We start from the raw sequence: 11,813 nt of genomic DNA on the forward strand, positions 1-11,813 counted from the left end.
ATCCTAAAAAAATTTCAAATTGGACTCAATATGTCGAACATTATTTTTTATGTTGGACAGCTAAAAATTTGTTCTGTCATTAAATCTACACCGCATGGCAATGTTTCAATCCAGTCTAAAAACTGATTAATCATCTCTTTACCAATAAATGGACTACCGTGCTGAGGGACAATCATTTCAATATCCATCTGACGAACCATGTTGACCCATAAGCGAATGACTTTATTTGAACACATATAACGTTGATGAAAAGCTTTCATTTTCATCACATGGCTATCAAAATCTTTTAGAGGCTGACTTGCATCATCTACAATGGATGCTCCCATATCGCCCGAAAACAAAATTTTAGCAACGGGATCATAAAACTGAAAATTACCCACCGAATGTAGGAAATGCGCTGGAACGATTACAAGTTTCGATTCACCTAATTGAATCACTTGACCACGATCAGGCAGCTCAATCAAACGGTCTTCCCAATTCCCTTTCATACGCTCACTCATAAATGATGAATTTAAGTGAGGTAAAAACCGTGCCCATAATTTTGAGGCCACCACTTTAGCATCGGTATAAACCAACCAGCGGGGCATTGAGGTGATAATGTCTGGATCCTGATGCGAAGCCATCACATAATCAAGATTTTTAAGGCGCGTATATTTATTAAGTTCCATTGTCAGCGGAACATAGGTCAAATCACCACCCGGGTCGATCACGGCAGCACGCTCATGATCAATAATTAAAAATTGATTGGCTTGTATGCCTTCCCCTTTGACCAAACTGGTAAAACTAATACATTTGTGTACGCCATTATCAAATAATATCTGTGATGTTGTTTTTTCAAACCCCATAAAATTCCCCAAAAAAACTTTAAATATTAGATATTTTTATTTCCATAATAAAATAATGGGATTCAATAACTCATGCAATGAATTACTTTATTTTTCTCATAATATTTTAAAATTGATTTTGGTTTTCTTATTTTATAAATGAATCATAATGTTATTTAAAATTAAACTGCAATAAATTAAAATAATTCTCATTATCAAATTTACTTTTTGCGCTGTTTAGGCCTCCCATGACTCAACGCTTTGCTTTTTCAACTTCAAAAACTTTGTTAGCAGTTGCTATTTTTACTTCAATGACAACAAGTCATGCTGAAGAACCGGCAGAACAGCAAAATTCAACCAATGTGTTACCCACTATTTCTATTCAAGCACAAAAAGAAAATCCCACTTCTTATGTCGCAACAAAAGCAAACTCAGCTTTAAAATCAGATGCACCTCTATTTAAAACTGCTCAATCAGTTTCTGTCGTCACCCGTGAACAACTTGACCAAAAACAAGCAAGAACTTTAGCAGATGCACTTGAAGGTGTTGCAGGCGTAGAAGCTGGGAAACTTGGTCGTCGTGGTTGGGACGACTTTATTATTCGAGGCCAAACTTCTTCTGATTCGGTCTATGTCGATGGTTTAAGGGTAGGCCAAAATACTTATGTTGCCACCGAACTATCTGGTATGGATCAGGTACAAATTTTAAAAGGTCCTGCTTCTATTAATTTCGGTTTAGTTGCTCCGGGTGGTATGGTCAATTTAGTGACTAAAAGACCAGAAGCAGAAAGCTTTGCACGTGCTAGCATGACTTATGGTAGTTACAGCCTTAAAGAAGGAACATTCGATTTAAACTACAGCCCAAACAATAGCGAAAAAGGTGCTTTCCGTTTAAATGGACGTATCTCTGATCAAGATGATCCGACCGATTATGTTTATTTTAAAAATTTTTATATCTCGCCTTCTTATAATTTTGACCTCGGTGATAACACCGACCTCTCTATAATCGCAAGCTATCAACACCGCGAATATATTCGTCAGCAAGGTTTACCTGTAATTGGGACATTAAAAGACAACCCTAACGGACGTATAGATCGTAGTTTATATATTGGCGATCCTAATTTCGGTAAATATGAGGCAGATGTTTATCGCACTGGTTATACGTTTAAACATACTTTTGATAATGGCTGGAACTTTAACCAGAATTTTGCCGTACAAAAAACTGAAATGGATGGCAAAGCAGTCTTTGCTCGTACAGGTAGTAACTTTTGGGCAAAAGATAAACAAGGTGAAATTGATTACACGACTATCAGCCGTAGAAATAACAGCCGACACCAAGTTATTGATAACCTAAGCTTCGCCATCGATAACCGTTTAAATAAACAGTTTGATCTATATGGCATGCAGCACGACATTAATATTGGAGTCGATGCTTTTCAGGAAAAAAGTGATTACACCAATGATAAATATGATATTGGTGATTTAAATATCTATAACCCTGTCTATGGTCAGAACGTGACATTGAAGCAAAATGTACGTGATATCAACCGTCTCAAATATCTGGGGCTTTATTTACGCGACCGTATTCAGCTTAATGATCAATTACTTTTAAGCTTATCAGGACGTCAAGATTGGGCACAAACCCAAACTACAAGTTTAGTAACTGGCAATGCGAGTAAACAATCAGATAATGCATTTACGGGCAGTGCTTCTGTCATGTATACCCTCAATGACATTGTGGCACCTTATGTGAGCTACGCTACTTCATTTACCCCAAATAGTGGTACTGATGTAAATAGCAACCCATTTAAGCCAGAAAAAGGAAAACAGGTTGAGGTCGGGATGAAATTACAAAGTCCGGTTCAACGAATTCAAGGTGCTATCGCTTGGTATGATCTAAAACGTCAGAATGTTTTGGTTACTGATACTGCGAATAGTGGCTATAAAGTACAACGTGGTGAACAGTTAACTCGCGGTATTGAAACTGAACTTAGTGCAGAAATTTTAGAAGGTTTAAAATTAACGGCTGCATATACCTACACAATTGATGCAGAAATTAGTAAAGATGCAAATGCAAGCAATGTAGGGAAAGCGCTCGACAATATTCCTGAACACGCTTATAGCTTGTCAGCTCGTTACAAATTTGATCCATCATCAAAACTTGGTTGGTATGTAGGTGGTGGTTTCCGAGGTGAAACTTATAAAACCGTTGATGGTTTAGATGTGCATGTTCCAGGCTATACAGTATTCGATACCGAAGCGGGTTATGATGCTGAGCGTTGGGGTGCCCAACTTGTGATCCGTAATCTATTTGATAAAGATTACTATGCGGGAGCTCTCAACGAAAATTTGGTAACACTCGGCAACCCACGCCAAATTAACTTTACCGTGAAATTTAATTATTAATACTCGTTAGAAAAAACGCACTCTTAATGAGTGCGTTTTTTTGGTAGCTTTAAATGCGTTAGAAGAAGTAATGCTGTACGAGCGTAGAAACACCTACAATGAAGAAAATAGCAGCGCCAATTTTATGAATGAGCGAGATAGATAAACGTTCAGCCAATTTGTTGCCAATAAATACAGCTGGTGCGTTGGCAATCATCATTCCTAAAGTTGTGCCTAACATTACCCAGAAAATGCTGTCATAACGTGCAGCTAAAGCGACTGTTGCAATTTGGGTCTTATCGCCAATTTCCGCCAAGAAAAATAAAATAAAGGTTGCGCCAAAAACGCCAAACTTTTGCCATTTATTAATACTCGCTGTTTCATCATCAAGCTCATCCGGAATAAGCATCCAGAACGCCATACCAATGAAACCAACTGCAAGTACCCAGACTAAAATTTCAGGGCTTAAAACTGTTGTAATCCACTGCCCAAGCACAGCAGAAATACCATGGTTAATTAAAGTTGCTAAAAGAATCGCGATTAAAATAGGGATTGGCTTACGAAAACGAGCAGATAATAAAAGTGCCAACAATTGAGTTTTATCGCCCATTTCAGCGAGGGCAACAATCGAGGTAGAAATCAGAAATTCTTGCATGTCGGTTCTCTGGCTAGCATAAATGCCTATGACCTACCCCTCCTGCTAGCCAAATATCATAAAATGATTGCAGAGTGGTAAATCAAAGGTCTTGCCAACTCAGGAACGATGAGACGTTTAAGCTATGATGACCATGTTCTGTTGAACAATTATGTTGACCATCACCTATTCACATTTGCTGTGAATAGCGGCTACTCCCCAATGAAGTATGGGCTTATTATATTCGACTAAATCTATTTTTCAAATATTCAGGCAAAAAATTTTACCCATGTCCACACGAATAAACGGGCTATTCCTAACAGCACTGCAAAACAAGCACTTATACTGATAAAACCAATATGGCTGCTACTTGTTCCAGTTTGATAATCAAGGGGTAAAATCAGAGTAGCGACAAACACTTCAATCCCCATGACAACATAAGTCATCCACTCCCAAGGGAAGTGCAAAATACTGACCCATATTCCCATCAATAAAAATACAACCAACAACAAGGGCAACATAATTTTCAGAAAACCCAACATTTACTATTTCTCCTTTACGTAATAACGAGAAATGTCTCCTCACTCTCGATAAGTCCTGCTTAATCTGTAGATTAACCTAAAATTAAGTCAAATAGACATTAAAACAAAACCCCGCCGAAGCGAGGTTTTAGTATGTTCTTTCAAAGCATTAGATTAATAAAGTACGAATATCTTTAAGAAGTTTCGTAAGTTTATTTGTAAAGCGCGCTGCATCCGCACCATTAATTACACGGTGGTCATAAGACAATGACAACGGCAACATTAAGCGTGGATCAAAGTCTTTACCATTCCATACAGGCTGCATCGTTGCAGGTGAAATACCCAAAATTGCAACTTGTGGCCAGTTAACTAGTGGCGTAAATACTGTACCGCCAATTGAGCCCAAGCTTGTGATCGTGAAGTTAGCACCTTGTAAATCTTTCGGCGTTAATTTCTTATCACGCGCTTTTTTACTCAACTCACCTAATTCAACAGCAATTTGCTTAATTGATTTTTGGTCAGGATTACGTAGTACAGGCACGGTCAAACCATCTGGAGTTGCAACCGCAATACCCATATGGATTTCATTACGGAGCAATACAGATTTCTGATCATCTGCTAAGTGACCCGCGAAATAAGGCTCTTCTTTCAACAAGTGTGCTACTGCTTTTGCAATAAATGCCAAAATTGTTAGGCTCACACCTTGTTTCTTAAAGCCGTCTTTCAGCTCACCACGCCAAGCTTCTAGCTCAGTAATATCCGCAAGGTCAAACTGAGTTACTTGTGGAATGTAGTTATTTAAAGACAACTGCGGTACAGAAACTTGCTGTAAACGCGTCATTGGTTTCACTTCACCGCCACCAAAAGCAGTAAAGTCAGGTAATGACGGCAATCCAGCCGGAGCAGCAGTAGCTTGAGCCACTGGTGCAGCTTGCGGCGCAGTTAAACGGCTCTTCACATAAGCAAAGATATCTTCTTTAACAACACGGCCATGCTCACCAGAAGTTTTAACTTGTGACAAGATCACACCAAGTTCACGAGCCAGCTTACGAACAGCAGGACCAGCATACACTTTAGCGTTTTCTGCTTCTTGCTCTTTCGTTAACTTATCAGTACCAGATGTAGGCGCCGCAGGTGCAGACTGAGTTGCAACAGGAGCGGCTGCTTTAGGTGCTACTGCCTGTGGAGCTGGGGCTGCTTCTGCTTTTGCCGCTGGTGCAGCAGCAGGTGCTTGACCTTCAGCTTCAATTGTTGCAAGCAATACACCTTGTGAAACTTGTTGACCTGCTTGCAAGTGAATTGCTTTTACAACACCAGCAACGGTACTTGGAACTTCCACAGTTGCTTTATCTGACTCAACAACAACAAGGCTTTGGTCTACATCAACTTTATCGCCAACTTGAACCAAGATTTCAGCAACAATAGCTTTGTCTACACCCAAGTCAGGAACATTGATATCAACTGAACCAGACTGAGCTGGAGCCGCTGCCACAGTTTCTTGCTTTGCAGCAACCGGTTCTGCTACCGCAGCTGGAGCTGGTGTAGTAGCAGGAGCTTCTGCTTGCGCATTAGATGCAGCTGCTGTTTTCACTTGAATAAGAACAACACCTTCTTTAACGGTATCGCCTTCTTTTACTTGAATACTTTCTACAGTACCAGCAACGCTACTTGGAACTTCTACAGTCGCTTTATCCGACTCTACAACCACAATACTTTGTTCAACATCGATCTGGTCACCCACTTTAACGAGGATTTCACCAACCAATGCTTTTTCAACACCGATGTCAGGTACAGTCACTTCAACAGTTGCACTTGATGTAGCAGCAGAAGGTTGAGCTGAAGCTTGAGTTTGTTGCGCAGGTGCTGGAGCAGCTGGCTTTTCAGCCGCAGGAGCTGGTGTTGGTTCCGGAGCTGCTTGTGCCGCACCTTCTGCTTCGATCTCAATCAAAGCAACACCTTCGGTCACATCATCACCTTGATTAATCAAGATACTTTTTACGACGCCTGCTGAAGTGCTAGGCACTTCAACAGTTGCTTTATCAGACTCAAGCACAACGATACTGTCGTCAACTTCAACACGGTCGCCAACTTTTACTAAAATTTCAGCGACGTTTGCTTTATCTACACCAATATCAGGGGTCTTAATTTGCATGCTTAGTTCCCCTCACCTGTTTGCGTTTCATTGTATTCAGCAACTGGCTGAACTTCCGGATGTGCTTGCGGCGCCCATGCAACCGGACGGTCAGTATCTAGCTCAAAGTTAGAAATTGCGTCTTTCACTAAACGTGCGTCTACTTCACCTTCGTCAGCTAATTTTTTCAAGGTAGCAACAACGATGTGTGCAGCATCAACACCAAAGAAACTACGTAAGTTCGCACGTGTATCTGAACGGCCGTAACCATCTGTACCCAATGCAACAAATGGGCGACCATCTGGAAGATAAGCACGGATTTGCTCACTGTAAGCACGCATATGGTCGGTAGCAGAAACTACGATACCTTCCGTACCACGTAATTGTTTAGATACCCAAGATTCTTTAACTTCTTCAGCAAGCGGGTGTAGGCGGTTGTATTCTTCACATGCCATACCATCACGTGCCAATTCATTGAAGCTTGTTACACTCCAAACGTTTGAATGGATTTGGTATTCATCACGTAAGATTTTCGCAGCTTTAATCACTTCACGAAGAATTACACCTGAACCAAGTAACTGAACAGTTGCTTTTTCATCTTTCTCGAATAAATACATACCACGTTTAATGCCTTCTTCAACGCCTTCTGGCATTGCAGGATGCTCGTAGTTTTCATTCATTACAGTTAAGTAATAGAACACACGTTCTTGGTTCACATACATACGTTGTAAACCGTCATGTACGATGACAGCTAACTCATAACCAAAACATGGGTCATAAGATACGCAGTTTGGAATCGTATTCGCCAAGATGTGAGAATGACCGTCTTGGTGCTGTAAGCCTTCACCGTTCAATGTTGTACGACCCGCAGTCGCACCTAACAAGAAACCTTGAGCTTGTGCGTCACCCGCAGCCCATGCAATATCACCAATACGTTGGAAACCAAACATTGAGTAGTACATGTACATTGGAATCATTGGCAAGTTATTGGTTGAATAACTTGTCGCTAACGCAGCCCATGCACTCATCGCACCTGCTTCGTTAATCCCTTCTTGTAACATGTGACCGTCTTTTGCTTCACGGTAATGCATTAACTGTTCTTGGTCTTCCGGTGTATATTTTTGACCATGAGCGGCATAAATACCAAGCTGACGGAACATACCTTCTAAACCAAAAGTACGTGCTTCATCTGGAACGATTGGCACTACGCGGTCTTTAATTGCTTTTTCTTTAAGTAAAGCAGCAATTAAACGAACCATCACCATAGTGGTTGATTGCTCTTTGCCACCCGAACCTTTCAACACTGCATCAAATACAGATAAATCAGGAATCGCTAAAGATTCACTCTCACGACGACGTGCAGGTAAGTAACCACCTAACGCTTCACGACGCGCTTTCATATATTTCATTTCTGGAGAGTTTTCACTTGGGCGATAGAATGGAAGCTCTTCTAATTGCTCATCTGTGAATGGAAGATTGAAACGGTCACGTACATATCTTAAAGAGTCAATTTGCATCTTTTTGATTTGGTGAGTTTTGTTCACCGCTTCAATTTCTTCAGATAAACCGTAACCTTTAATGGTTTTCGCCAAGATTACTGTTGGTTGACCTTTTGCCTTCATCGCTTCTGCATATGCAGCAAAAACCTTGTAAGGGTCATGACCACCACGGTTAAGATTATCGATATCTTCATCGCTTAAATCTTTTACAAGTTCCGCAGCTTCAGGGTATTTACCAAAGAATTTTTCGCGTGTATATGCGCCGCCTTTTACTTGATAACGCTGATAGTCACCATCAACAGCTTCTTCCATACGTGCTTTTAATGCGCCGCTTGTGTCTTTAGCTAGTAATGGATCCCAATGACGACCCCATACTACTTTAATGACACGCCAGCCTGCGCCACGGAAGATTGATTCAAGTTCTTGAATAATTTTACCGTTACCACGTACAGGACCATCTAGACGCTGTAAGTTACAGTTAACTACCCAAATTAAGTTATCAAGCTTCTCACGACCAGCAAGTGAGATCGCGCCTAAGCTTTCTGGCTCATCCATCTCGCCATCACCGAGATATGCCCAAACTTTACGATCTTCTTCTTTGATCAAGCCACGGTTCATCAAATATTTTTGAATGTGCGCTTGATAAATCGACATGATTGGACCAAGACCCATTGATACAGTTGGGAATTGCCAATAGTCTGGCATTAAATATGGATGTGGATAGCTTGGTAAACCGTTACCGCCAACTTCACGGCGGAAATTACTTAACTGTTCTTCAGTTAAACGTCCTTCAAGGAATGAACGTGCATAAATACCAGGAGCACAGTGTCCTTGATAATAAATCATATCTCCGCCAAAGTTATCACTGTTAGCGCGGAAGAAATGGTTAAAACCTACGTCATATAATGTTGCACTTGATGCGAAGCTCGCCAAGTGACCACCTAAATCATCACCTGTTTTATTCGCGCGAAGTACCATTGCTAAGGCATTCCAACGAATCAATGCACGAATACGGCGTTCCATATCTTGGTCGCCTGGCATTGCAGGTTGCTCTTCAACAGAAATTGTATTTAAGTAAGGTGTATTGAGACGTTGAATTGGAACATGCTTAGCAATTGCTTGTTGGTAAAGTTTTTCCAACAAGAATGCCGCTCGCTCAGTTCCCATGTGTTGTAAAACTGAATCGAATGCATCTTGCCATTCTTGGGTTTCTTGTGCGTCGGAGTCACCGTAAAACGCCATAATTCACCTGTTCCTTGTTCTCTAATCTACTTTGTATTTTTACCACGTTTTACCCCTTTCAAGTTATTGCCACGGGTGAATGTGGGGGGGGCCTATTATTTTCTGAATGAATAGTCATTGACCGAGCAGTAAACAAAATAACAAAAAAACGCCAATAAAGGCGTTTTTTTATACAATCATTACGTTAAAAAAGGTTTAAGTTAATTTCAAATTCATAAATTTAATAACCTTGACCTTTGAGGCAATGCAATTAAGGCAACATTGCCAAGTAAGTTGATGGATTCTTACGTTGACCATCTTTAACTACTTCGTAATGTAAATGTGGACCAGTACAACGACCTGTACAACCAACATTAGCAATATGGTCACCAGCAGAAACCTGATCACCTACTCGAACCATTAAGCGTGAAGCATGCGCGTAACGTGTTAAATAACCATTACCATGGTTAATTTCAACATATTGGCCATAACCTGTGCCCCAGCCTGATTTAGTCACAATACCCGGGCCAGTCGCATAGATTGGCGTACCACTTGGTGCAGCCATATCTAAACCACCATGATGCTCTGCACGACCACCCATGGTACGACCACCAAAGTTAGAAGAAACACGTACTGTATCAGGAAGAGGATGAGAAACTAACCAAGAATAAGGATTTGAAGAAGAGGTTTTAAATGAGTTTTTAGCTGTCGTAGTGCCGTATTTCTTTGCCAGTGAATCATTGTTGAGTTCAACTGTTTTCTCACGTAAAGTCACTGAAACTTTTGCACTCGCCGGAAGATCTAAATCATCAGGATGAGTATATGAGCCTTGAGATAGTGTTTTTGATAACTGTTCCAATCGATCTGAATCAGTAGATTGGTTAATATTTTGATAATCTGCAAAAGCAACCGATGCTGCCGAAGCGGCAAGTGAAAACGCTAATAAAATACGACGCGTGTGCATAAAAACCTCTTGAAACTGTTCTTACTCAAGTTCCTTATGATCTCTTCCTTGATATCGGTTGAAATGAACGCTTAAGATTAGGACAAGAAACCATTTGAGAATGATCAATGTCTAAACCCGATAACGTTTTTCAACAAACCGGAAAACACATAAAAACAGGAAACCTTACGTTTCTAACAACGCAAGTCGCGCAATGGCAAAGACTTACGAAAATAATCCAACCCTTATTGCCCCAACCGGAACAATGGCAAGTCGTGTGTTATCAAAATGGCTCTTTAATTATTACTGGTGAAAATCAGGCAATGATTAGTCAACTCAGCTATTTACAGAGCCAATATGTATCTAAATTATCTCAACTTGAAGGATTAAAAGACTTACAAAGAATTCAAGTTCGCTTAAGAAATAAAACTATTCCTGTAACGACCTCATCTGAGCCTTCTAAATCCATCCCCCCGGAAACACAAGAAATGTTACGTAGTGCCGCCGACTTCGTGAGCGACCCTAAGCTTAGCCAAGCTTTACTACGTTTGGCAAGCAATAAAAAATGATGAGCTTTCTATTTCTTAATTAGAATCGTTCTTAATATGTGATAAAAATCACACTTACTAATGTTACATTATAACATAGCCAAATAAAGACAATGACTTATGTCACACTCACGTATGGAATTGGACAGTCTTTCTCGTCATTAAATGTTACAATTTCATAATTACTCGGATCGCTTTGAACATTGCGTAATAGCTGATTATTTAAGGCATGTCCTGATTTATAGCCATCAAACTTGGCAATAATTTGATGACCAAGTAAATACAAATCACCAACTGCATCTAAAATTTTGTGACGAACAAACTCATCGGCAAATCGTAAACCTTCTTCGTTCACAACACCCGTATCATCTACGCCAATTGCATTATCTAGACTTGCTCCTAAAGCTAAATTATTTGCTTTAAGGTAATCCAAGTCTTTCATAAAACCAAAAGTTCGTGCCTCACTGACTTCATACACAAACGTTTCAGTAGAAAAATCGATAGTTGCAGACTGATATTCTTTGGCAAATGCAGGATGATCAAAATCAATCGTAAAGTTAAGCTGAAAGCCATTATGCGGGCTGAATATTGCTTTTTTATCATCAATTAAAGCCTCAACTGGCTTTAATATTTTTATAAATTTCTTAGGAGCATCTTGTTCACGCAGGCCACCTTGCATGAGCAAATAAATAAATGGACCAGCACTACCATCCATAATTGGAACTTCAGAAGCAGACACTTCCACAATTAAGTTATCGATTCCTAAACCTGCAATCGCACTCATCACATGTTCGATTGTCCCGACTTTAATATCGCCAGTGACAAGATTTGAACACATAAATGCTTCTTGAATCAGCAATGCATTAGCAGGAATATCGACAGGTGGATCCAAATCGATACGGCGAAATACAATACCTCCATCCACGGTATGTGGAATGAAATTGATCATCACTTTTTGACCGCTATGAAGACCTATTCCACTCGCTTTTACCACACGATTGAGAGTACGCTGTTTCACCATGCTTTGTAACTTCTTTTTTAAAACCGCTATACGTTAGCATATTTAGTCATTGATCAAAAATAAAAAAAGGCAGTGTTTATACACTGC

9 protein-coding genes and 1 riboswitch are annotated in these 11,813 nt (G+C 40.1%); of the genes, 2 read left to right on the forward strand and 7 right to left on the reverse strand.

What is annotated here, in order from left to right; all coding sequences use genetic code 11:
- Window positions 1–47 precede the first annotated feature (47 nt).
- Window positions 48–845: an oxygen-binding di-iron domain-containing protein gene (locus GO593_RS05440; protein WP_000505322.1), complete on the reverse strand. Its 798-nt coding sequence runs from the start codon at window positions 843–845 to the stop codon at window positions 48–50.
- A gap of 227 nt (window positions 846–1,072) precedes the next feature.
- Here GO593_RS05440 and GO593_RS05445 point away from each other — a divergent pair, with 227 nt between their 5' ends.
- A complete protein-coding gene (locus GO593_RS05445; protein WP_000194063.1) occupies window positions 1,073–3,229 on the forward strand; it encodes a TonB-dependent siderophore receptor in 2,157 nt (718 codons plus the stop codon).
- Between the two features lie 58 nt (window positions 3,230–3,287).
- Here the strand turns inward: GO593_RS05445 and GO593_RS05450 are convergent, their stop codons facing one another.
- The 5 genes from GO593_RS05450 to GO593_RS05470 form a co-directional block, all read right to left on the reverse strand.
- Entirely contained in the window at window positions 3,288–3,863 is a 576-nt protein-coding gene (locus GO593_RS05450; protein WP_001154986.1) for a TMEM165/GDT1 family protein, read from the reverse strand.
- A 15-nt stretch (window positions 3,864–3,878) separates the two neighbouring features.
- A riboswitch (yybP-ykoY riboswitch) is annotated at window positions 3,879–4,075 on the reverse strand.
- Between the two features lie 36 nt (window positions 4,076–4,111).
- Complete coding sequence (locus tag GO593_RS05455) at window positions 4,112–4,384, reverse strand: hypothetical protein (protein WP_000900282.1); 273 nt, start codon at window positions 4,382–4,384, stop codon at window positions 4,112–4,114.
- A 148-nt stretch (window positions 4,385–4,532) separates the two neighbouring features.
- Entirely contained in the window at window positions 4,533–6,515 is a 1,983-nt protein-coding gene (locus tag GO593_RS05460; RefSeq protein ID WP_001166123.1) for a 2-oxo acid dehydrogenase subunit E2, read from the reverse strand.
- Window positions 6,516–6,517: 2 nt separating this feature from the next.
- On the reverse strand, window positions 6,518–9,235 hold the full coding sequence (gene aceE, locus GO593_RS05465) for a pyruvate dehydrogenase (acetyl-transferring), homodimeric type (protein ID WP_000896433.1): 2,718 nt from the start codon (window positions 9,233–9,235) through the stop codon (window positions 6,518–6,520).
- 250 nt (window positions 9,236–9,485) lie between these two features.
- Window positions 9,486–10,178, reverse strand: a complete 693-nt coding sequence (locus tag GO593_RS05470) for a M23 family metallopeptidase (RefSeq protein WP_000557460.1) — start codon at window positions 10,176–10,178, stop codon at window positions 9,486–9,488.
- A 107-nt stretch (window positions 10,179–10,285) separates the two neighbouring features.
- Here GO593_RS05470 and GO593_RS05475 point away from each other — a divergent pair, with 107 nt between their 5' ends.
- The gene (locus GO593_RS05475; protein ID WP_000042455.1) at window positions 10,286–10,726 is read left to right on the forward strand and encodes a DciA family protein; all 441 of its coding nucleotides are present in this window, start codon (window positions 10,286–10,288) and stop codon (window positions 10,724–10,726) included.
- A gap of 97 nt (window positions 10,727–10,823) precedes the next feature.
- Here GO593_RS05475 and lpxC read toward each other — a convergent pair whose 3' ends face one another.
- Window positions 10,824–11,726 (reverse strand): UDP-3-O-acyl-N-acetylglucosamine deacetylase, encoded by a 903-nt coding sequence (gene lpxC / locus GO593_RS05480; protein ID WP_000240701.1) that lies wholly within the window; start codon window positions 11,724–11,726, stop codon window positions 10,824–10,826.
- Window positions 11,727–11,813: the final 87 nt, after the last annotated feature.

The organism is Acinetobacter baumannii (genome assembly GCF_009759685.1).
GTDB classification, from domain to species: Bacteria; Pseudomonadota; Gammaproteobacteria; order Pseudomonadales; family Moraxellaceae; genus Acinetobacter; species Acinetobacter baumannii.

Coding starts and splice junctions, on each gene's coding strand:
- GO593_RS05440 (WP_000505322.1), bottom strand. CDS start 845: ATGGGGTTTGAAAAAACAACATCACAGATATTATTTGATAATGGCGTA.
- GO593_RS05445 (WP_000194063.1), top strand. CDS start 1,073: ATGACTCAACGCTTTGCTTTTTCAACTTCAAAAACTTTGTTAGCAGTT.
- GO593_RS05450 (WP_001154986.1), bottom strand. CDS start 3,863: ATGCAAGAATTTCTGATTTCTACCTCGATTGTTGCCCTCGCTGAAATG.
- GO593_RS05455 (WP_000900282.1), bottom strand. CDS start 4,384: ATGTTGGGTTTTCTGAAAATTATGTTGCCCTTGTTGTTGGTTGTATTT.
- GO593_RS05460 (WP_001166123.1), bottom strand. CDS start 6,515: ATGCAAATTAAGACCCCTGATATTGGTGTAGATAAAGCAAACGTCGCT.
- aceE (WP_000896433.1), bottom strand. CDS start 9,235: ATGGCGTTTTACGGTGACTCCGACGCACAAGAAACCCAAGAATGGCAA.
- GO593_RS05470 (WP_000557460.1), bottom strand. CDS start 10,178: ATGCACACGCGTCGTATTTTATTAGCGTTTTCACTTGCCGCTTCGGCA.
- GO593_RS05475 (WP_000042455.1), top strand. CDS start 10,286: ATGTCTAAACCCGATAACGTTTTTCAACAAACCGGAAAACACATAAAA.
- lpxC (WP_000240701.1), bottom strand. CDS start 11,726: ATGGTGAAACAGCGTACTCTCAATCGTGTGGTAAAAGCGAGTGGAATA.